This is a genomic window from Chitinophaga sp. CF118 (assembly GCF_900112615.1).
In the GTDB taxonomy this organism is placed as follows: Bacteria; Bacteroidota; Bacteroidia; order Chitinophagales; family Chitinophagaceae; genus Chitinophaga.
Map to the genome: position 1 here is coordinate 77649 of NZ_FOMK01000004.1, position 22110 is coordinate 99758.

The 22110-nt window shown below is 40.4% G+C and carries 17 protein-coding genes; 8 read left to right on the forward strand and 9 right to left on the reverse strand.

The window, feature by feature from the left end; all coding sequences use genetic code 11:
- Positions 1-25: 25 nt before the first annotated feature.
- Genes BM176_RS16660 through BM176_RS16670 form a run of 3 tightly spaced genes read right to left on the reverse strand, consistent with a single transcriptional unit; the run spans position 26 to position 3151 of the window.
- A complete protein-coding gene (locus tag BM176_RS16660) occupies positions 26-760 on the reverse strand; it encodes a LytR/AlgR family response regulator transcription factor (RefSeq protein WP_177230431.1) in 735 nt (244 codons plus the stop codon).
- Positions 761-773: 13 nt separating this feature from the next.
- Positions 774-2783, reverse strand: coding sequence for an ATP-binding protein (locus tag BM176_RS16665; RefSeq protein ID WP_090105085.1), 2010 nt, complete (start codon positions 2781-2783; stop codon positions 774-776).
- Positions 2784-2785: 2 nt separating this feature from the next.
- Positions 2786-3151, reverse strand: coding sequence for a hypothetical protein (locus tag BM176_RS16670; RefSeq protein ID WP_090105087.1), 366 nt, complete (start codon positions 3149-3151; stop codon positions 2786-2788).
- A gap of 197 nt (positions 3152-3348) precedes the next feature.
- On the opposite strand from BM176_RS16670, the gene BM176_RS32515 reads away from it, so the two are divergent.
- The 5 genes from BM176_RS32515 to BM176_RS16690 all read left to right on the forward strand — a co-directional run bounded on the left by BM176_RS32515 (position 3349) and on the right by BM176_RS16690 (position 6801).
- Positions 3349-3558, forward strand: a complete 210-nt coding sequence (locus tag BM176_RS32515) for a rhamnogalacturonan endolyase family protein (protein ID WP_255373550.1) — start codon at positions 3349-3351, stop codon at positions 3556-3558.
- Positions 3555-3686 (forward strand): hypothetical protein, encoded by a 132-nt coding sequence (locus BM176_RS32955; RefSeq protein WP_255373528.1) that lies wholly within the window; start codon positions 3555-3557, stop codon positions 3684-3686. Before BM176_RS32515 ends, BM176_RS32955 begins: the two co-directional genes overlap by 4 nt.
- 74 nt (positions 3687-3760) lie before the next feature.
- The gene (locus tag BM176_RS16680; protein ID WP_090105090.1) at positions 3761-5035 is read left to right on the forward strand and encodes an NfeD family protein; all 1275 of its coding nucleotides are present in this window, start codon (positions 3761-3763) and stop codon (positions 5033-5035) included.
- 15 nt (positions 5036-5050) lie between these two features.
- Positions 5051-5827 carry a slipin family protein gene (locus BM176_RS16685; RefSeq protein ID WP_090105092.1) on the forward strand — a complete coding sequence of 259 codons (777 nt, stop codon included), beginning with the start codon at positions 5051-5053 and terminating at the stop codon, positions 5825-5827.
- A gap of 164 nt (positions 5828-5991) precedes the next feature.
- Positions 5992-6801, forward strand: a complete 810-nt coding sequence (locus tag BM176_RS16690) for a hypothetical protein (RefSeq protein WP_143097834.1) — start codon at positions 5992-5994, stop codon at positions 6799-6801.
- A 159-nt stretch (positions 6802-6960) separates the two neighbouring features.
- Here the strand turns inward: BM176_RS16690 and BM176_RS16695 are convergent, their stop codons facing one another.
- Together BM176_RS16695 and BM176_RS16700 are read right to left on the reverse strand one after the other, a co-directional pair.
- Complete coding sequence (locus BM176_RS16695; RefSeq protein ID WP_090105095.1) at positions 6961-8616, reverse strand: flavin monoamine oxidase family protein; 1656 nt, start codon at positions 8614-8616, stop codon at positions 6961-6963.
- 13 nt (positions 8617-8629) lie between these two features.
- Positions 8630-10546, reverse strand: a complete 1917-nt coding sequence (locus BM176_RS16700; RefSeq protein ID WP_090105097.1) for a thiamine pyrophosphate-binding protein — start codon at positions 10544-10546, stop codon at positions 8630-8632.
- Positions 10547-11333: 787 nt separating this feature from the next.
- Between BM176_RS16700 and BM176_RS16705 the strand changes: the two genes are divergently transcribed.
- Positions 11334-12455, forward strand: coding sequence for a M57 family metalloprotease (locus BM176_RS16705; RefSeq protein WP_090105099.1), 1122 nt, complete (start codon positions 11334-11336; stop codon positions 12453-12455).
- Between the two features lie 64 nt (positions 12456-12519).
- Here BM176_RS16705 and BM176_RS16710 read toward each other — a convergent pair whose 3' ends face one another.
- The 3 genes from BM176_RS16710 to BM176_RS16720 form a co-directional block, all read right to left on the reverse strand.
- Positions 12520-14094 (reverse strand): SusD/RagB family nutrient-binding outer membrane lipoprotein, encoded by a 1575-nt coding sequence (locus tag BM176_RS16710; RefSeq protein ID WP_177230432.1) that lies wholly within the window; start codon positions 14092-14094, stop codon positions 12520-12522.
- Between the two features lie 79 nt (positions 14095-14173).
- On the reverse strand, positions 14174-17656 hold the full coding sequence (locus tag BM176_RS16715; protein ID WP_090105105.1) for a SusC/RagA family TonB-linked outer membrane protein: 3483 nt from the start codon (positions 17654-17656) through the stop codon (positions 14174-14176).
- Positions 17657-17817: 161 nt separating this feature from the next.
- Positions 17818-19017 (reverse strand): ROK family protein, encoded by a 1200-nt coding sequence (locus tag BM176_RS16720; RefSeq protein ID WP_090105107.1) that lies wholly within the window; start codon positions 19015-19017, stop codon positions 17818-17820.
- Positions 19018-19291: 274 nt separating this feature from the next.
- Between BM176_RS16720 and BM176_RS16725 the strand changes: the two genes are divergently transcribed.
- A complete protein-coding gene (locus tag BM176_RS16725) occupies positions 19292-20482 on the forward strand; it encodes a THUMP domain-containing class I SAM-dependent RNA methyltransferase (RefSeq protein WP_090105109.1) in 1191 nt (396 codons plus the stop codon).
- Positions 20483-20597: 115 nt separating this feature from the next.
- Positions 20598-21185 carry a DUF4202 domain-containing protein gene (locus tag BM176_RS16730; protein WP_090105110.1) on the forward strand — a complete coding sequence of 196 codons (588 nt, stop codon included), beginning with the start codon at positions 20598-20600 and terminating at the stop codon, positions 21183-21185.
- Positions 21186-21260: 75 nt separating this feature from the next.
- Here the strand turns inward: BM176_RS16730 and BM176_RS16735 are convergent, their stop codons facing one another.
- On the reverse strand, positions 21261-22007 hold the full coding sequence (locus BM176_RS16735) for a M15 family metallopeptidase domain-containing protein (protein ID WP_143097835.1): 747 nt from the start codon (positions 22005-22007) through the stop codon (positions 21261-21263).
- Positions 22008-22110 lie beyond the last annotated feature (103 nt).

The window sequence follows — 22110 nt, forward strand, 5'->3', positions numbered from 1 at the left end:
GGAAGGTTTGCGGCAAACCTTCCTGTTATTTTAATGGTTTGAATTGTTCCAGGAAATCAGCTTTATAACGACGGGTCATATAAATGCGGGTATTATTCTGAAGGATGATTACATCTTCTGTAAGATCAATTTCCTTTACCTCTTTCAGATTTACAATACAATTCCTGCTGATCCTTACAAACATGAATCCCTGCAGTCTTTCCATGACTTCCTTCAATGGAAGCTCAATGAGGAATTTCCCTCTTTCACAGAAAATATTAGAAAATTTCCCTTCTACTTCAATATAAAAAACACTCATTATAGGAACCTTGATCAGATGATTCCCTTTTTTTATAAAAAATGTTTCAGCAGCGTAACTATCGGAAGCTGATGTATTATGTTGTTGCTTGTTCTGTAAAGCAAGTTCTATTGCATATTCCAGTTCAAGTTTATTGAAAGGTTTTGTCAGGTATGAGATTGGAAAAGTAGCTTTTGCCTGATCAAAAGTAGGTCTGTCCATCAGACTGGTAATAAAAATAAAAGGTTGCTTTTTCTGGGAACTGCTGCTGATTTTTTCAGCAATCGCGATACCTTCTTTTTTACCATGAAGCATAATATCTATAAGTATTATGTCCGGATCTTTTTCCAGGTAAATCCCCAAAGCATCTTTCATATTATCGGCAATTCCGCAAACAGAGTGCCCCATAGCAGTAAGATCTGCTTCCATCAGCAGACTATCAGTATAATTATCCTCTATAACAAGTACCTGCAAGCTTCTCATAAAATCATTCTGTTTAAGACTCTGCGAGAGGTAATGCGCAAATGAATTCAGCGCCTTCTTCATCCGGATTGCCTACATAAATACTTCCCTGATTCATTACAGCCATTTGCTGACAAATGAATAACCCTACTCCCATACCGGCTTCCGGTCCCTGATAACTAAGCTCTTTCTTTTGTGTTGAAAAGAGTTTATTCACCTTAGTAGTACTGATCCCTTCTCCCTGGTCTCTTATTTTTATCAAACATTGATCTCCCTCCCCTTTAATCGCAATATGAATGGTACTGTTGACCGGTGTGAATTTAATAGCATTCGCCAACATGTTTCTCAGAATCACTTTCAATGAATTATTATCTGCGAAAGCGTAAACCTGTTCTGTAGTATCATTGCTGAGATGGATCTCTTTCTTTTTAAGTTCTGTAGCGAAATCTGAAGCTACCTGTTCAAATACCCTGGCCACCGGTATTTTCTCCTGGTGAAAAGCCATTTGTCCCGTTTCACTTAATCCCCATGTCAACAAATTACTTAGTAAATGATCTATACGTTGTACGGTTAACCTTACATCATCTCCTACCTTCAACAGCCTGTCTGTTTTATTATGTTGTAAACAGTAATTGATAAGATCGGCTATGCGACTTAATCCGGATAAAGGCAACCGGATATCATGTCCAATAACATGAAAAAGATAATCCTTTGTTTTATTCAATTGCTGCAGCTCTTCATTCTTTAAGGTAATAATTCGGTTTAACCTTATTTTTTGAAGAAAAGCGTAGTACCCAATCACAATCAGAATGCAGATAAATACAAAACCAGCTATCCATAAATTTCGCTGCCGTGTTTTACTACGGGCATTGGCCTCACTTATCTGTGCTGTTGCATGCAGAGAAAGAATGTACTTCTCCCTTTGCGCCACCTTATATTTCTCGTCCAGTGCAAGAATTTCTTTGGTCTTTGCAATGTTCCACAAACTATCGTGCAATGAAGTTGCAGCTTTTTGATAATCCAGTGCCTCCTTATACTTTCCTGCATATTCCATTAAAATGGAAAGATTTAAAAATGCAGCCCGTTTTATATCTGCCGAACCTATCTTATTGGCAAGAGTTGCACTTTCTTTAAAAGCGGCTATAGCTTTGCTATCCTTGTATTGCTCAGCATAGAGATCGCCCAGGTTGTTGTATAATACAGCAAGGCCATGCAGATCTCCAAACTCTTTTTTTATTTCCCCGCTCTTATTATAATAATATTCTGCCTGTGTAAAATTCTCCTGCGCCATTGCTACGCGGGCCAGACTATTATATACATGCGCCAGGTCATAGATTAAAGCATTTTCCCGAAGCAATTTCTCGCTCTTTAACAAACGTTCCTGTGCCTGCGGAAAATGTTTTTGACGTAATGCCATTTCTCCCAGATTCAGCAACGCCAAAGCTGCAAATTCCGGCAGTTTCTCTGCTTCAGCTATTTTCAATACTTCCGAAAAGAAATTATTGGCCTCTGCTTCATTTTTCAGAGACACGGCTATCTGCCCTAATTGAATCTGTGCACAACAAAGCAATGCTTTGTTGTTATGATTACCTGCATATTCCATTACAGAATATAACAAGGAAGAGGCGGTTTTATAATCGCCTTTATCCCTGTATATCCAGCCCATATATACCTTTGTCCAGTATTCCCTGTCATCTTTATTCCCTTTGCTTAAAGTGAGCGCCTTCTGAAAATAAAGACTGGCAGTATCTGCGTTCCCTTTAAATCCATTGATTAACCCAAGCAAATTATTACAGGCTATTAAACCTGCTTTATAATGAAGTGAATCACATACAGGCAATAATTGATTTGCCAGTATTTCTATCTCATGAAAGCAGGAAGTCTTAATCTGTTTTTCGGCAGCTAACAGCTGCTTATAAATGAGAGCGGTATCATTTATACGTTGTAAAGAAAAAGAGCAACGGCTTTGAGCTTTTATTCCGGAAATTGAAATAAGACATAACAATGCCAGAATAAGCGGATATCTAATAAATCGTGTATGCATTATTATCTTGGGAAATGAACACTGTCAGGTAAAGACACTGTACCTCTTTCAGTTCCGTTTGGAGGTCCATCTATTACTGTACGAACAAGAACTTCCGTTTCCCCGGGAATGGGAGTATGAGACTCGTTGAATGTATAGATTTCATAATGATGATGATGATGTGCCGGAGGGACGATAGTAATAGTATAAGAGGCATCCCCATTAAATACGCAAGTCAGTGTGCTTCCTTTAAGTGCAGGTACCATTATGGATACCTCTATTTTTCCGTTAGCATTTGCTAGCTCCTGGCAATAGACAAAAGGTAGATTGTGGAAACTAGCAGGTACGTTACAGTGGTTGTGATGATCTTGAGATGAGTTGTCAGTCATGGCATAAGTTTTAAGAAATCAAATATAGATAATTATCAATTCATTTAAATGACAAATAGCTAAACCTGACAAATTATAATCTGATAAAATGTTTAATTTCCTATAAGAATTAAACCCCACGGATTATGAAAACCAAAATGAGGCTCCTTTACCAGAGCATCCCCTTCCTATTGAGCACCACTTATGCACAACGAAAGATGGAAACCCTTGGCCGTGGCGTGGTTGCAGTACGAACCGGGTCTAATATTTTTGTGAGCTGGAGGTTATTGGGGTTTGATCCATCAGGTATAGGTTTCAACATCTATCGCTCCGCCGTGGGTGCAAACGCTGTTAAGCTGAATAGGCGTATAAGCGTAACGGTACTTTTCTTTGGACAGTGGACTATGGGCCAAATAGTATTAATATGAACAATATATCTCCCGGATCAGCTACGATTGACATTGGAAACTGGGATGGCGTGACCGTTTACGACCTGGACGGGAAGGCGGAAGTCATCACTAAAATTGCGAAATTATCCGGTTCTGACAATTCATAATGTTACTGAAATTCAGTATCTTACAGTAGCTCTTTTAAACCAGATTGGGATTTTACTTTACAAACTGAAGTTTTGTGAAACGTATTTTACCATATTATTTCTTTTTCCTTCCATTTGCGCTTTCTGCACAAAAAGTTGCTTCTATAAAAATTGATGGTTCTATTAATCCTGTTATAGCAGATTACGTTCATGAAAGTATAGACAAGGCCCATCAGGAAAAAGCAACTTGTCTGCTTATCTATATCAACACTCCAGGTGGGTTACTTCAATCAACACGGATTATCGTTAGTGATATACTGGAATCGCCAGTGCCCATAATTGTGTATGTTTCACCCGGTGGTGCACATGCCGGCTCCGCAGGAGTTTTCATTACCACAGCCGCCCATATTGCTGTGATGGCTCCGGGCACCAACATTGGTGCAGCACATCCTGTTTCATTAGGAAAAGCACCTGATTCAATCATGAATGAAAAAGGACTAAATGATGCAGTAGCATTTATCCGCACGATTGCAGAAAAACGAAACCGTAATATGCAATGGGCAGAAGATGCTGTTCGCAAGAGTATTTCCAGCACAGAGAAAGAAGCGCTGGAGAAAAAAGTCATTGATCTCATTGCCGTTAATGAACGGGATTTATTGAACCAGGTTGATGGAAAACAGGTTAATCTGAATGAAACAACTATAACGTTACATACAAAAGGAGCCCAGGTAGTAAAGTACGAAATGAGTTTTGTTGAAAACATACTGAATATCATCAGTGATCCAAGCATCAGCTATATTATCATGCTGCTGGGAATGTATGGAATACTGTTTGAATTATACAACCCCGGCGCTATTCTTCCGGGTATTGTTGGTGTTATTTCGCTTATCCTCGCCTTTTATTCAATGCATTACCTGCCTATTAACTATGCAGGATTGGCATTGATCATTTTTAGTATTATTCTTTTTTTGCTGGAGATTAAAATTATAAGCCACGGAATATTAGCTATTGGCGGTGTTTCCTCACTCCTGCTTGGTTCTATGATGTTAATTAAAAGCAATTCGTCATTAGAGTTTGTACAAATTTCTCAGACTGTCATTATTTCTTCGACCATTATGACAACATTATTTTTCCTTTTTGTGATAGGTATGGGATTAAGAGCACAAAAACGAAAGGTTGCTATAGGAATAGAAGCGATGGCAGGTACGATAGCAGAGGTATTAAATACACTTGATCCCACGGGTACCGTCAGGCTACAGGGAGAGGTATGGAATGCCGAATCGGTTGCAGGAAAAATCAATACAGGAGAAAGGGTTCTGGTGAAGGAAATGAGAAACCTGAAATTATATGTTGAAAAAGCACATGACTAATTCTAAATAAATATTATGGTACAGTTTCCCGTTGTTAGTATTATACTTATTTTCTTTGCCATCCTGATCCTGTCAAATTCTATCCGCGTTCTTCGCGAATATGAGCGTGGGGTGGTTTTCCGCTTAGGCCGTTTAGTAGGCAATAATGGAGTAAGAGGGCCCGGCCTTATCTTCCTGATACCAGTTATTGATAAGATGGTAAGAGTGAGCCTGCGTACGGTAGTGATGGATGTGCCGACACAGGATGTTATTACGCAGGACAATGTTTCCATTAAAGTAAATGCGGTAGTTTATTTCCGGGTAATTGAACCTCAGAAAGCCATAGTTGGAGTTGAAAATTTCCTTATGGCTACATCACAACTTTCACAAACAACGTTGCGAAGTGTGTTAGGACAATCCGAGCTGGATGATCTTCTTTCTCAACGGGAAAAAATTAACCACCGGCTTCAGCAAATCATTGACTCTAATACTGAGCCCTGGGGAGTGAAAGTTTCCAATGTAGAAGTAAAACAAATTGATCTGCCACAGGAAATGCAGCGGGCTATGGCCAAACAGGCAGAAGCAGAAAGGGAACGTCGCAGCAAAGTAATTGCAGCCGAAGGAGAATTCCAGGCATCACAACGCCTTGCCGACGCAGCAAAGATACTGGCAGATCAACCCAGTGCATTAACATTACGCTATCTGCAAACACTACGGGAGATAGCTACAGAAAATAATTCAACAACTATATTCCCTGTTCCAATTGATCTTTTAACGCCTTTTTTGAACAGTAGTATCAAGAAGGTGGAATGACAAAATATTTTGAAATAACTATGGTTTAAATGTTGTCCAATTTACTTTTAAATTAGTACCTTCATAACAAGCACCCCCAATTCTTAATTATCATTTCCGGAAAAGAATTCCTATATACCGTTACACCACCGTTTAGTAATTATTCATACACCAAAAAAATTTCCATGAAGTCATTTCTAATTACTTCCGCATGTGTAATGCTGGTTGTTACCGGCTTGTTATTATCCGGTTGCCATAAAGGCCAGAACATCCCCCCTTGCGCGCCTTCCTGCCAGATCACAAAGGTGATAGGTGATCTGGAATCGACCGAGGAAGATTCATTTGTTATTGCTTATAATAATAAAGGGAATCCTGTAAGTATGATCCGGAGCCAAACAGCAACGAGTAGACCTAATTTTATATTCCGGTATAATCACAAGGGGCAAATGACCGATTTTATTGGCATCTATGCAGATCCTTCATATACAGGTGAAATAGTTTTTGATACCTGGCACCGCTATCATCTTGATACAAAAGGCAGGGTCATTCTTGACTCAACGTATGAATTCGGACGTATAGGACCAGGTTACAAACCTGAACCGCTGGAAGGTCGCCCCTACCTTGGCGTACGTAATATTTCAACATATACTTATGATAACCAAAACCGGATTATTAAATCGACGGATACCTATGGCTTTGATGTAATACATTCAACCAGGCTATACACCTATAACCATGCTGGTAACCTTGAAAAGATCGTAGAGGGTACAAATACTTATACATTCAGTTATGATAACAAGATCAATTATCATGCTCTCAATTCCAACTGGCAATTTTTAGACAGGGATTACAGTGTAAATAATCCACGACCAGTGGATGGATATGCATACAATAATTACGGACTTCCTATCTCCATCAATCTTGCTGGTCATAATAGCAGGTCCTTTGCAACACAGTCTTTCTCACACCTTTTAATTAAATACTCCTGTAAATAATTCTATATACTGTTGCATCATGTTTCTTTGGTGCTATCTATTACTGCTACTTCTATTACTTATAATTGCCAATAGCATAAAAAGAATGATCCCTGATTAATATAAATTTTCACAAACTTATATTAACCAGGGATCATTCTTTTTGTTTGATAGAATATATTAGCGATGCACCAATTCAACGGCAGCTGCTGCCTGTGGTTGTTTTATAAAACTTGCAAGCATAATATCCGCAGTCTGTAAAGCACCTTCTACCCATCCCTGTGCATCTGAATAGGCTTCCCCACAGATATACAAAGGACAATCTTCTATCGGATGCACGATTTTATCCCTCACTTCCCAGCTTTTAACACCGATGTTCCAGCTATTCCATCCACCACCATACGGATCTTCGCCCCAATCACGGAATGCTGCACTTTTAACCATTGGAGTATAATCCAGATCATGCATCTGCTTTAACTGGCGGGCTACTTCGTCCACCATCCGCCGGGGTGCCTGATATTGATCCCAGGTCTGGTTAAGGCCTTCATCAACTTCAGTTATTGCTTTTACTTTTTTGTCATCTTCTCCAATAAACGGATCGGCCAGAAGCGTATGTGAGCGCCCTTCCTGCCAGGCAGCTTTACGTTGAGGTCTTAATCCATCCCAGAATCCGATATTAGTACCATCATCATAACTGGCAAGAAGCATAGACTTTCCTTTTGTTGCAGGAGTACCGTCGCTCTTAGGCCAGTAATAAGTTTGCCTTACCGGTAGATCTGTTACTGAACGGCCCGACTGTACCGGTATGAACTCACCTGTTGCATCCGTATATCCGGATATTCTCCACCAGGGATTCGCATAAGTGGTAAACAGTTTGAATAAAGGACGGGGAGTAACACTGGTAATGAGGGGTTGAATCTCCTGCAGTTTAGGACTGTGAGTAGCCAGAAGATCCAGCGACCGGCGTGGCATAGCCAGGATAAGTTGTCCGGCATTGATCAATTCCCCATCGCCAAAAATAAGTTCAAATTGCCCATCGGCCCATACAAAATTACGGAGTTGATGATTCAGACGTATTTCTCCGCCACCTGCTTCAAACAGATTCGCGAGCGTAATCGGTACCTGCTGAAAGCCATTGGTAAAACCTTTATATTCTGGTGAGATCCCGAAATCAGATAAGTACCAGGGAATAGCATCTGCTGCATTCCAGTTAACCAGCGTAGAATCATATCCACCGGCATCCATACTGAACTGATATGCTTCACTGCTGATAACCCTGTAAAGCAGATTCCAGAAACCCCATTCGTACAGTGGAATTTGATCAAAGGTCGCATTCTTTGTCATTTCACGACGCTCTTCATCCGTCAGCGTAATATCGGTAATACCTGGAACAATTTGTTCAATAGCATTCACAATAATAGTACCTGGGCCATTTCCTCTTTCAAGAAAAGAGAGGTTGTAAGGTACTTTGTCTGGTTCTGTTGTAAAGTCAATCAAACGAAGAAATTCTCCGCGCAGGTATGCAATGTTCTGAGGTTCATCTACCGGAAAATCGTACAAGGTAATCTGTTCCTCATCGGGTAATATAGCATTCAGATCGGCAATCAGTTTTACTATCAGAAACTGATTGTTTTCTAATATGCGCATTCCTCCCAGTTCAGCCACCATATCCGGAATATCTGGTGGTTTTACAGAAAGTAAGCGGCCGCCGATATGGTCGCTACCCTCAAATACTACGATCTTTTTGCCGGGGTATTCTTTTTGCAGTTTCCAGGCACTGTAAATGCCGGAAACTCCACCACCCACAATGGCAATGTCGATTTGTTCATTTGACATAATAATAATGGTTTTAGAAAATTGAAGGAATATTAGATGGAATGTTTATACTGCCCGATTTCAGCATTTTAGACTTCAAAGCCTGTTTATGAAAGAAATCCAGGACTGGTTGTTCTATATAATGTTGTGTACTGGAGGTAGGGCTTGTTGGTGTATTAGGAGCAATGCGCATATCCAGGATGTAGGAAGATTCATTATTGAGTACATGATCTATTCCCCTTGCCACTGCATCTTTTACATCTGCAGGTTTATTTACCACCTCACCATTCTCACCTCCAAAGGCTCTGGCAATACCCACAAAGTCAAGTCGTGGTCTCTCTAGCCGGAGGTAATCCGGATCCATAGTTTTTGGTTTCCATTCATAACCCGGCGCGGAACCATAAGCAGCCACCACTTGTTGTAAGCCCAGTTGTAAAGTATGGTATTCGTGATTATTGGTGATGATATAAAGGATGGGTAATTTCTGATGAGCAGCTGTCCACCAGGTTTGCGGGTAAAAAAGAGAAGATCCATCTCCTACAGCATTAATCACCAGTTTTGTTCCTATTCCCTGTATCGTTTCCTTTTCAAGTTTGATCCCAAGAGAAGCGGGCATTGACCAGCCCAGCGAACCACCGGCCACACAATAATAACTGATAGGTTTTGCACCTGTAGTACCAAATGGGAGATAATACTGGAAGGGAGCACCATCAGAAACAGCTTCATGCACATATACGAAGTCATTCGTCATATCACGTTCTTCTATTGCATCTTTCAGCGCCCTTGCAATAACAACCGCCCATATTTCTTCTTGCTGCAATGCATTCTGGAGATATTGATCCCAGTTAGCTGTACGGTCCAGCGCCAGTTTCTTCATGCTCTCATTCCTTACAGCCGCTCCAACTGGTTGCTGTAAGCTGATGTAATTATTCAGTATTGGCAGCGTAGTTTTAACATCCCCGAAAATGGCAGCCTCCCCATAATAGTTCTTAGCTATATCCCAGGTATTGTTGGTAAGATAAATCTGTTTTACATGTGGAGGGAAGAGCGGGCCATCAGAATATTTATAAACTGCCAGTTGGGCCTGCGCACCGAAGCCCACCAGGAATGCCACATCATGCTGTTCAAACACAGCTTGTACGCCAGCCTGGCTACCAGGCAATTCTCCCTGCCAGTGATAATCATTATTGGGAAAGTTAGCCACACTACTGAAGGTCTGCAATACTACGGGAGCCCCGATCAGTTCCGCTAATTCCTGTAATTCCGGCCATGCATCCGCATACCCCACAGCATCTCCTGCAACAATAATTGGCTTGCTGGCTGCAGCTAACAAATCGGCAGCCTGTTTAATGGTGGCATCATCACCTGTAAAATGCGGTGATATACGGGTAACTCCTTTTACCTTATGATTGTCTTCAATAGCAACCATTGTAAAATCCCAGGGAATGGAGATGAATACAGGGCCATTAGGAGGCGCCATTGCTTCTTTAAAGGCTCTTTGCAGCACCAGTGGTATTTCATCGGGAGTACGTACCTCATGAGCCCATTTAGTGTATTGTTTGGCAAGATCAACCAGATTTGAAGCGAGTAATGGTTCCTGAGTAACTAATTCATTTTGCTGCTGACAGCAAAGAATCACGAGCGGCATTTCTGAACGGTAAGCATTAAACAGATTACCTATACTGTGCGCAATACCTGGCGTAACGTGTACCACGAGTACACCTGGCTTTCCCGTCATGCGGGCAGATCCCATTGCTGCACCTATAGCAATATTTTCATGGAGACATTCAATATACTGCACCTCATTTTCCGGGTAAGAAGTGCCATCAATAATAGGTATTTCATTTGTACCGGGAACACCAAAAATGTAATGAATACCGAGATCTTTAAGGACATCAAACACGTAATCACGTGTCCAGCGTGTAGGCGCGGCAGCCTTTTGTTCTTCCATAAAATGCAATTTGAATTTTGATCTTTTAAATGGTTTATTACTAAGGGGTGAATATTCTAACTTTTATACGTTAACATTTTGGGGGTATCGAATCCAAACTATACTATAAAATGATTTGCTTCTGGTTGAGATCCGAAATTAATACAAGAGAAAATAACTTTTTATTACGTTCGTATATGTAATAATTACTACTTCATTATATGTGGTGCTCATTTAAATCTTCCTAGTCAACAACGATCTACTATTTATTGTTTTAAATTACTAAAAAAAAATGCTATCCCAATATATTAATATGGACAAGTTCCAATTGATGATATATACCAGTATTTATTCATAATTATAATTCAACACGTAAGTTACTACCCGGGTACTAAGCGACAGTGAAATTTTTCCTCTGAAAAGCAATGTTTTAAAAGCATGATTTTTACAATTGAAGATTCTTTATTATCTTAGATAAAATGAATCCCTCATGAGCCCTGTCATTGTAACCCGTTTTTTCTTAATGCAAACTACTGTCGTACAAATACATTCAAACCTTATAAGATTGTGCAAAGAATAACTTAACTGTCGTAAAGAACTAAACCCTATTAATGCTGGCGGACTGAAAACCCCTGCCATAGAGGACCATTATAGACAAGCCCCCTTACTCACGCTAACTCCGGCGATGTAATAGGTGTGCCTTATTTGAAAACCCATAATTAACTATTCAACATGAAATCACGTTCTCCCCCCGGACAATTATTCTTTCTTATCTCAAAAAATTTATTAATCAATTAACCATTTTTGTATGCGCAAACTTCAGTATTTATTTTACGTAATTCTGTTAATCTCATTAGCAGTCGGTTGTTCCAAAGAGAACGCACAAAAAACAACTTCGCCTGTAGCAAACAGTAGCGATGATCCTGTTTTTAAAAGGATTTTGAAAGAAGGTTATGCCCCCAGTGATATTGAAGAATTACCTGATCGCTATATTGTACAGCATGATATCATCTTTTATAAAAAAGAACCCGGACAGAATGCAAATGGTGCTACAACAGAACAGGCCCGCTCTCCTTACCTGGTGGCTCCTGCCTATCGTCATATAAACGTATATCTTGACGGATCATTCAGTAGTATTAACCTTAGTGGTATACTTGACAATGTCATTGCTGCTTATAATGCAGTAGGATCCGGCATACAAATGTCAAGGGTATATTCTTCGGCAAGTGCTAATATTACAATTACCCAGAATAGTTTACAATTAGGCATTTGCGGACAAGCAGGATTTCCGTTTTCTAATGGTCAGCCCTTCAATGTTGTTTACATTTCTGAATATACATTAAACTATTACGGCCTTACGAGTACAGCACAATTAACATTATTGCTGGCACATGAACTAGGACATTGTGTTGGATTACGTCACACTAACTGGCAGCCACAAGGTGAATCATCCGCTATCCATATTCCAAGTACCCCTGCCACTGATGGCTCGTCTATCATGAATGGAGGTACCTGTGGTGTAAACTGGGGAGGATTCTCTTACTATGACCAGATTGCATTATTGTCGCTTTACCCGGTTACTTTAGGAGGTCCAAATAACTTACAGGCAGGACAGCAGCTTTCACAAGGACAATTAATCCGTTCCAGCGATGGACGGTTTATCCTCGTTATGCAAGGGGATGGTAACCTTGTGCTATATTATTACAATGTTCCGCTCTGGGATTCCGGCACTTACGGTAATTCATCCATTAATAGGGCTGTAATGCAGGGAGACGGTAACTTTGTACTTTACGATACTAATAACGCTGCACACTGGGACTCCGGAACCTATAATTATCCCGGTGGTTATGTAGTGCTGCAGGATGATGGTAATCTGGTAATTTATCAGAACGGAGTGGCACGCTGGGATTCTAATACCTGGGGTTATTAAGAAGTCTGAATAAAAATAAGGGCGTATCAAAATTGATACGCCCGTTTTCATTGTGCTCTGTTCTCTATTTCATCCACCAAACTTTATAATTGGTGTTATTTCCACCCATTTTGCTGATCTGGGTATTATAATTATCTGTATTATTTACCGCTTCATCCTGAGCATAGGGAAGACGATAAAAAGTTGTATAAGCTGATGTTGGATTGCTGCTGGCATCAACAGGTGTGCTACCAGTTCTTCTCCATAAATTAAATGCCAGCCAGGGTTGCCTGAAATAAGACAACCATTCCTGTGCATAAATTTTACTTAATGCATCAGCAGCGGTTCCGGTAAATAGGACTTTGGGATTGGCAAGAAAAGTCTGCATTTCCAAAGTAGTAGGAGTAGAAGGAGCTACTGCTGTCCAATCTTCTGAGGCAGTTTTTGTGTTCCCTGCTATTTTGTACCAGAAATTAACCGATGCGGTTATACCTGCCTTATATTCTGTTTCAGCAGTAGTCAGATCCAGACTGGCTCCTAGTCCGCGGGCATACGCTTCCGCTTTTAAGAAATGTACTTCTGCAGCGGTCATGATAGGTTCTGGAATATACCACTCATCACGAATAAGATACCAGTTAATAAGTGAATATATACTCCCGTTTTTATTAGTAGGATCTGTACTTGCATAAGTGTATGCATTTATGTTATCACCCTGACTAACACCTATAACATAAGGAGCCCAGTTACCTGCTGCATTCGTTTCAACAAAAAGTTTAGCGCGGGGATCAAAGATACCTGCATCGGTAGTATTATTAGACACCATGTTCCACATAGTACTGCTCATACGTACCAGCCCGGTTCCACCTGTTGAAAAGCTAAACCACCTTGATGCTACATCATACCCTCCTAATGAAGCCGGCCACAGACATATATCTTCATCATCACCTATTAAGCCAACACCGTTGTTCAATGCATCCTGAATAATGGGGGTAGCAGTAGCAGCATCTTTTTCTACCATTTGCATAGCATAACGTAACCGCAGGGAATTAGCGAATTTTTGCCATTTAGTCATATCGCCACCCAAAAACGTTTCGTAACTACCCAATGTCTGGTAAGCATTTCCCTGAGTCGTTACAGGACTGGCAGCTGTGTTAATATTCTTCACAGCCCATGCCAGATCAGCCAACAATGAGTCATAGATCAGTTGTTGAGAGTCATAAGCAACCCTGAAACTTGATACGCTTCCAGTATAGGCTTTACCTGCTTTAAAATAAGGAATATCCCCAAACTGGTCTGTTGCCCTGAATGTTTTATAGGCACGTAAAATGTATAATACTGCCTGGATATTCTTCATGGATTCCTGATCTGCAACCGCATTTATTTTATCCTGAACCAGGTTTATATCCTGAAGCGTACTATAATAATTGTTCCAGATTTCATCAACACCATTGGATAACACGAACGCTGAAGAAGCAGCAGTAGCAGCTAATTGCGTTATCGGATAATAATAATCGTTATGAATGGCACCCTGTTCGGTACTGCCTAAAAAAAGTGAACTGTCGATACGATTAATCAAAGGCCCAATCGTAGTAGATGAAGGAGCATTATGTGTAGTATTCAGCTCCTGGAAATCCTTTGTGCAGGATGCGCAAATAAACATCCCGAACAATAAGTATATAAAAATGCTTTTTGAATGCATGTTAGTATAAGTTTTTAAGTGAATAAATCGGGGCATTTTTTTAGAATGACACCTTTAGCTGTACCCCTACTGAGCGAACGCCCGGTAAAGAAGCGAACTCAATACCTTGTGCATTACCGGCGCCATTGGAACCTTCCGGATTAATATGATTAGGTAATGAACTATACAGATAGAACAAATCCCTTCCTACTAATGAAACAGATGCAGCCTGGAATGCTTTGGTCTTTTTTATGATATTGGCTGGTATCGAATAATTGATAGATACTTCTCTCAACTTATACCATGTATCTTTTAAAACGCCTGTGCTATGTATCCAGCTGCTTCCGTTAGGACCACTGCTCCATACACCGTATTGCATGTATTTATAATAGTAATGTACTACGTTAGTATTAACAGTACCATCGGAATAAACACCCGGTAAAACAACACCCCATTTTGTTGAAGTACCATCAGGTGTGGTATAGGCAAGGCCGCCGCCATCCCTTTCTTTCAGGGTTTGAGGAGCAGTACCCTGTTGCATTGTAGAAGCGTATGTTCCACTCCATATTTGTCCGCCGATTTTCCAATCTATCAAAGTACCGATAGAGAGACCTCCGCCAAATGAAAAAGTATTGGTGATACCTCCTCTGAATTTTGGTGTTGCATTACCAATAGGTACCATTGTGCTGGTTGACTGATACATAGTACCCTTCATCTTCGCTGCTGTTGCAGCATCCACACCAAAGTTCTGCATAATCATTGCTTCATCCTGCAGCAAAGGTTTATGTGTTTTAGAGTCATAAACATAATCGTAACCCATAATAGTACCGAATTCATGCCCTACAACTGCTGAAATATAGTTTCCACTTGCACCCCAAATGTTTGCCATATCTACCCGGGTAGCACCTTCTGTAAGAGATAAAAGACGATTGCGGTTATTAGACATATTTAAACTCGCATCCCATTTAAAGTGTGGTTGATCTACTACCCTTGCTCTCAGAATCATTTCTATACCGGAATTTTCCAATACACCTGTATTAACAATAATGCTTGAAACACCTGAAGAAATAGGCAAAGGTGAATTTAACAATTGCTGTGTAGCACGACCATGATAATATCTAAAGTCGAAATTGATCCGGTTCTGTAAAAATCCAAGTGCAACACCAAAATCTGCTGTTTTATTTACCTGAGGTTTATAGTTTATTGCAGGCAATGCAGATGGCAGGCTCGCGGTTGGCTGACCTGCAAAACTTGATGAAGTGTAAATTGTATTGATGATATAAGGAGGAACATCTACCGCTCCTTCTGCCCATGCAGCTCTTATTTTACCAAAGCTTAACACTGAAGGATCAATATGCCACGCATCTGAAAATATATAACTGGCAGAAAAAGAAGGGAAGAAATAGGACCATTGTGTTTTAGGCAATGTGGAAGACCAGTCATTCCTTGCCGTGATATCCAGGTAAAGATAATTTTTGTAAGACAGGTTCAAAAAGCTGTATACAGAATTCAGCTTTTTATCATACCAGGATTCTGATGGAATCTGGCTCGTTTGAGTAGAACCCGCATAATTAGCAAAATAAGTTAAATACGGATTGGCATATGCAGAAGGACTATTTGTTCCGGAAATACCGTACATCGATCTTTTATAGAATGTACCACCTACAGACAATTTAGCACTGAAGTCTTTAACAATATTGTCCTTATGAAGTGTTGCCAGCCAGTCGTAGTTATTTGCAATATCTCTTACAAGCCCGTGTCCATATGTACCTCCAATTGTTCCGGTAGCATCAGTAGGACTATTAATAGTAAGGTCTTCATTGTTATTCGCATCCACGCTTGCCCTTACAAGGAAGTTAAGGAAATCAGTAGCTTCGTAATTCATTTGTGCCGAGCCTATTAATTTTCTTCTGGTAACCGTCTCATTTTTTTCATACGTATTCCAGTAGAGGTATTGTGCAGAACCGTTACCAGCCCATGGAAAGCCGGAGTAACTATTCCGGGATCCATCAGCAAGTTTATATTTTCCAAGATCATCAAAACCTCTGTAATTTCTGCTATAAGCGTATATGAGATTAGATTGAAGCGTACCTTCTGTATTTCCTAATGCAGGCGCATTCAGATATACGTTTGTAAAATAAGAAGCATTCACCTGGACATTCAACCTTTTGCTTAGTTTCATAGCAGTACCTACGTTGAATGAATTCTGGGAATACTTCGAGTTGGGAATAATAGCCATATTATCCGCCCTTGTGTAGGAAGCCCGTAAAGTACCCCAGTCATTTCCACCTGAAATGGCAATGTTGTGTGTAGCCTGGCTACCATTTCTATAATAAGATTTGATATTATCCGGCTGAGGAACATCCGCTTTTTTAGTGCCGTCCCACCAGGTTATTTCAGTGCCATCCATTTTAGGTCCCCAGGATACCCCAGTGCCTGTCCAGCTAACCTGGTTCCAAAGCGCCACGCCATAAGGTCCTGAGCCCGTATTCTGATCTACAAACGACTGTTCCCATCCATCTGTAAGCAACAGATTACCTGATGCATCTTTCCGGTATTGAGGAGCATCTAATGATACCATCCCTCCTGCTCCATATTCATTTTGCATTTTAATATAACGGTAAGGTTGCACTACCTTATAACCGAAATTATAATCAACGCCTAATCCTTTCCGTTGAGCTCCCTTTTTGGTAGTAATTAATATTACACCATTTGCACCACGGCCACCATATAAAGCTGCAGCAGCAGGACCTTTTAATACACTCATATCTTCAATATCCTGCGGATTGATCAGGTTAATAGCACTACCCCAATCCTTAGGAGCTGTAACGTCCTGAGCAGCAGCGGGAATTGTATTATCCATAGGCATTCCATCTATAATAATCAAAGGTTGGTTATCTCCTGTTATGGTATTATTTCCACCTATAATAATTCTCGTGCTGCCACCATCTACACCGTTGGGGCTGGTAATATTTACACCGGCCATTTTGCCGCTTAATGCATTAACAACATTGGGCGCATTGGATTGAGCTATTTCAACTCCTTTAATCTGCTCCTGGGAATAACCAAGTGCTCTTTTCTGTCTGCCAATACCAAGTGCGGTAACAACTACTTCATTCATTGCATTCTCGCTTTTCAGTAGTGTTACACTTACTGTAGAAGACGCGCCCAGCGTGATTTTAGTGGTCTGATACCCTACATAAGAAAAGACCAGCACGGCACCTTCACCTGCCTGAATCTGAAAATTTCCTTTTTCATCGGTCACTGTACCTTTCGATGTTCCAGCAATTGTTACGTTTACACCAGCAACTGGTTCCCCATTCTTATTTATCACCTGTCCGTGAATATCTGTAAGGATGTGTGGGAGATAAGAAGCGTCTTTTGATTTTTCTGGTAAGATGTTTTTGGAGGAGAGTCTTATCCGGGAAAAGCTCTTTGCACTTACGTGCAAAGAGGCTGTTAGGATCAGGATAGGGATAAGCATAAGGTTGGCATGCAAAAGCCGCCCTTTAACAGGGACTTTGCCATGTAAAAGTAGTTCCATACTTTTGTGTAGTTTGGTTTTGAAAGTTTAAACAGTCATTAGTGCTAGTGTCTCGTTTTGTACTGGATGATCAAATTTCTTCCGGGTTCTGCTGCAAACAGGATCCGGTTTTTTTTATGATCAGTCTTTAGTGCTCATGTTTACGTTTTCATGCTTGTTATTTAATTAAAGGAAATATTCTTTGCATTCACCATTCTATAATTTTCCATAACCAACGCGGCGGCTCCGATTAATTCTGCTTCATATCCCATTTCTGAAATTTCTATTTCTGTATTGGAAGCAAGTCTGGGAATACAATGCTCGTTTAATGCCTGTTGTATAGGAGCCTGCCATATTTTACCCGCAAGGGACCCTCTTCCACTCAATACCACTAATTCCGGATTGAAAAGATGTATTAAAATAGCTACCCCTCTACCGATATTATATCCTGCTTCCGACAATAATTCCACAGCAAACCGGTCTCCCTTTACAGCTGCGAAAAGAAGGTTTTCATTCACCTCTTCAAAAGAATCCAACGGTAGTTGCTGCAGCAAAGAAACCCGTCCTGCTTTTAATCCCTCCTTTGCTTTTTCAGCCATTATCAGTAATGAGGTTTCTGTTTCCAGGCAGCCTGTTTTACCACAGCTGCATAACTTCCCGTTCAGGAAAAGAGGTATATGGCTGAACTCACCGGCAAAACCATTATGCCCCCGGAACAGTTCCCCATTAACAATCAATCCCAGACCAATCCCCCATCCTATATTAACTACCATGGCGTTCTTTTTATGGCGGGCCGCCCCAAACTTAAGTTCCGCCAGTGCGATTATGGTTGAATCATTATCTATATATACAGGTACTCCTGTTTTCTCCGCAATATACCCGGTAATGGTTTCTTCTCCGGCATCCGGAAAGGAGTAATTGATTCCTTTCCCGGCATCCACAAATCCCGGCATACCTATTCCTATCCCTGCAATATTGTCTCTTTTAATGCCCGACTTCCTGATAACCTCTTCAATCTTGTTCCCCAATAAATATAGCCACTGTGGCTCTTTCGACAAATGCAACTCGAATCTTTCAATTTCCGTCACATAATTTCCCTGCATATCCGCAACAATAATCCTGGTAACAAACTGGTCCATTGCCACAGATACGATGAACATGATATCCGGTTTCATTGAATACATAACCGGCTTTCGTCCGCCGGTAGATGCCGCATACCCTGTTTCTACTACATCCCCTTCCTCAATCATTTCTGCCAATATTTTGGCGGTAAGTGGAAGACTTTTACCTATTTTCCCACTTAGATCCGCACATGAAAGCGTTTTGGCAAAGTATAGTTCCTTGATAACAGAGTTCCTATACATTAAATTTTTCTCTTCCATTCTGTCGGGTCAATGTTTTATTAAACTTTATGAAGATAATATACTTCTCTTAACTTTTTAATAACTTTTTAAATTTATTAAAAAGTTCTATAGGTTATTAAAATTTAGAAAGGTCTGGCCTTAAAATAAGGGGTCTTTTGAAAATTAATCAAAAAACAGGTTTTTGGTTAAACCATAAATGACACCAGGTCAGGGAATTAAATAAGGTTGAAAGCAAAGCGAGCCAGTTGGTTTGGGTGAATGCTTCCGGTAATTTGATTTATATTCGCGCTTTATGCATATATATACCACTACCGGGAATGTTACCATTACCTGTCACAAGCGCATGATGCCTTACCTGGAACAGGAAGCAAAGGATCTTGGATTCGATATTGAAGAAACTTTTGTAACCGGTATAAAGCTGAAGGCAACGGTTAATGAATGTATCAAACTTAATCTTAACCTGCGTTGTGCCAGCCAGGTATTATATAGCCTTAAATCCTTTGAGGCTACAAATGCAGATGATGTATATAATAATCTATGCTCCTACCCCTGGGAGAATATAATACCTGAATCCGGATATTTTTCTATTACCAGCAATGTGAACAATGAAAGCATCAACAACAGCATGTTTGCAAACCTGCGGGTAAAAGATGCCATTATAGACAGGATGAGGAATAAAACGGGAATACGTCCTTCTACAGGTGCTGCGTTAACAGGCGCAGTAATTCATTTGTTCTGGAAAAATGAGGGTGCTGAAGTTTTTATTGATACATCCGGAGATTCACTTGCCCGTCATGGATACCGCAAAATACCAGGCCAGGCTCCAATGCTGGAATCATTGGCGGCTGCCACAATTTATGCATCACGCTGGGATAAGGTAAATCCATTCGTAAACCCAATGTGCGGTTCGGGAACTATAGCTATTGAAGCTGCAATGATTGCTACAAATCGCAGGCCCGGCCTATTCAGGACCAATTATGCTTTTATGCACCTTAAAGGATATGATGAACAAGTTTATCTGCAGGAGGATGCATTACTGGAACAACAAATAAAAGAAGTACCAGATCTTCGCATTATTGCAACAGACTACAGCACTAAAGCAATTGAGAATGCACGCAAAAATGCTGTGGCAGCCGGTGTGGCAAACCTTATAGAATTCTCTGTTTGTGACTTTGCAGATACGGAAATACCTGAGAATGTTCCCGGTATCTTTTATGTTAACCCTGAGTACGGCGAACGTTTAGGAGAAGTAACTGAACTTGAAAAAACATATAGCCGCATAGGTGATTTTATGAAACAAAAATGCGGTGGTTATTTCGGATATGTATTTACCGGCAACCTTGAACTTGCAAAAAAAATCGGCCTTAAAGCAAAACGCCGTATAGAATTTTATACCAGCATTATAGATTGCCGCCTGCTGGAATATGAGCTGTACAGCGGTACACGTGCTATACCAAAAGATGCTAAACTGGAAGAACAGTAACCAGTTAAACATATTACTCTTATTAGTTGGCCGGGGCCTGCCCAAACACACGGATAATCAAAAGATTGATTATTTTTTTGTATCATTATGAATTGGTACAAAAAAATTAATTTCTATGGCTAATCTTGAACAGGCTTTTAATCTTTTTGATGAATACAACCAGCGGGATCCTGTGAAAGTGACATGGAACGGGCAGGAATATCCATCTGAGTATTTTTATGCACTCAAATTATACGAATGGATAAAAAAACTTAATCCGGAAGCCAGTGAACCCTTATTGCTTGCTTCCAGATGCCAGCATATTGGAAGATGGGAAATTGCGAGAAACACTTATCCAGATGGCCGGGTGGGCTATCTGAAATGGAGAAGCGATCTTTCGAAATTTCATGCACAAAAAGCTACAGAGATATTACAGTCGCTGGGATATGAAGCAGATATCATCAACCAGGTAAATATAATTGTATTAAAAAAGACGCTCAAAACGAATAGTGAAGTGCAAACAATGGAGAATGCACTCTGCCTGGTATTTCTTGAATTTCAGTATGATGAGCTGGCTGAAAAGCATTCTGAAGAAAAAATGATAGGAATCCTGCAAAAAACATGGGCAAAAATGAGCTCACAGGGAAGGGAAGCCGCTTTGCTGCTCAACTATAGTGATAAGGGATCAAAACTCCTGAACAAGGCGCTGGAAGGCGCTATATAATCCGATAAACGAACTTTGGTTGCTCCTGATAATAACAACCAAAGTTCATATGGATATACTACCATCCACTCAGTATTAAACTGATGGCATAGTAAATTCGGCCTGAAATTTTTTCTGGACCATATTCTCCGCCTGCATCAGCATATTAGCAGGATTAGCCATATCCAATGGAATTTCAAGTTCTTCCAGGGCTTTCTGGGTTTTACGCCCAATCTGTCCGTCAATATTTCCAATCACTTTGCCCAGCCGGATAATACAAGACTGAATAGCAGCCTGCACCTGGTTGCCTTCAAAAGCATCTACATGCACCCCTAATGAAAGGATACCACTTGCTGCTGCAGCTGTATATGGTTTGAAATTAGTGCCCTTCCCATCCTCATAATATTGATAAACAATCTGATGACTGCCACGGCAGTCAAAATGCCAGGATTCTGATACACCTGCTTTAGGTTGTTTTATGATAGGGAATATGCCGGATTTAGCGGCTATGGCCCAGAAGTCTGCCAGGGAAATTTTGATAGCACTCAGATCCAGATCAAATGCTCGTCCGGCTTCATGAAAGCTGCCTCCCGGCGGCGGACTGAATGCCTTCTTCTTTTTTGAAATATAATCCTGATGTGACTGAGCCTGCATATCATAACTGCGGAAAAGGTCACTTAATATTAAACGCCCTCCTTTCTTAGCCAGCCCCATGGCTGTATTTATAATAGCAGTATGTGTGTCTGGCGTACACTTTGCCATCCGGGTAGGTAATGGAAGCAAATCACCCAAACTATTCTTATAAATCGAAATAACGTTAATTGGGATTAATGGAGATTTCATTGTAATACTTTAAATGGTTAAAGTTGAATAGAATTTCTATTCTGCATAACACTATAAAGTTAAAAATGTTGACTTCCCCTGCAATACCAACTAGTTTGTATTT

Bases quoted from the DNA above. Each gene is read 5' to 3' on its own strand.
- BM176_RS16660 (WP_177230431.1), bottom strand. From the start codon at position 760: ATGAGAAGCTTGCAGGTACTTGTTATAGAGGATAATTATACTGATAGT.
- BM176_RS16665 (WP_090105085.1), bottom strand. From the start codon at position 2,783: ATGCATACACGATTTATTAGATATCCGCTTATTCTGGCATTGTTATGT.
- BM176_RS16670 (WP_090105087.1), bottom strand. From the start codon at position 3,151: ATGACTGACAACTCATCTCAAGATCATCACAACCACTGTAACGTACCT.
- BM176_RS32515 (WP_255373550.1), top strand. From the start codon at position 3,349: ATGGAAACCCTTGGCCGTGGCGTGGTTGCAGTACGAACCGGGTCTAAT.
- BM176_RS32955 (WP_255373528.1), top strand. From the start codon at position 3,555: ATGAACAATATATCTCCCGGATCAGCTACGATTGACATTGGAAACTGG.
- BM176_RS16685 (WP_090105092.1), top strand. From the start codon at position 5,051: ATGGTACAGTTTCCCGTTGTTAGTATTATACTTATTTTCTTTGCCATC.
- BM176_RS16690 (WP_143097834.1), top strand. From the start codon at position 5,992: ATGAAGTCATTTCTAATTACTTCCGCATGTGTAATGCTGGTTGTTACC.
- BM176_RS16695 (WP_090105095.1), bottom strand. From the start codon at position 8,616: ATGTCAAATGAACAAATCGACATTGCCATTGTGGGTGGTGGAGTTTCC.
- BM176_RS16700 (WP_090105097.1), bottom strand. From the start codon at position 10,546: ATGGAAGAACAAAAGGCTGCCGCGCCTACACGCTGGACACGTGATTAC.
- BM176_RS16705 (WP_090105099.1), top strand. From the start codon at position 11,334: ATGCGCAAACTTCAGTATTTATTTTACGTAATTCTGTTAATCTCATTA.
- BM176_RS16710 (WP_177230432.1), bottom strand. From the start codon at position 14,094: ATGTTTATTTGCGCATCCTGCACAAAGGATTTCCAGGAGCTGAATACT.
- BM176_RS16715 (WP_090105105.1), bottom strand. From the start codon at position 17,656: ATGGAACTACTTTTACATGGCAAAGTCCCTGTTAAAGGGCGGCTTTTG.
- BM176_RS16720 (WP_090105107.1), bottom strand. From the start codon at position 19,017: ATGGAAGAGAAAAATTTAATGTATAGGAACTCTGTTATCAAGGAACTA.
- BM176_RS16725 (WP_090105109.1), top strand. From the start codon at position 19,292: ATGCATATATATACCACTACCGGGAATGTTACCATTACCTGTCACAAG.
- BM176_RS16730 (WP_090105110.1), top strand. From the start codon at position 20,598: ATGGCTAATCTTGAACAGGCTTTTAATCTTTTTGATGAATACAACCAG.
- BM176_RS16735 (WP_143097835.1), bottom strand. From the start codon at position 22,007: ATGAAATCTCCATTAATCCCAATTAACGTTATTTCGATTTATAAGAAT.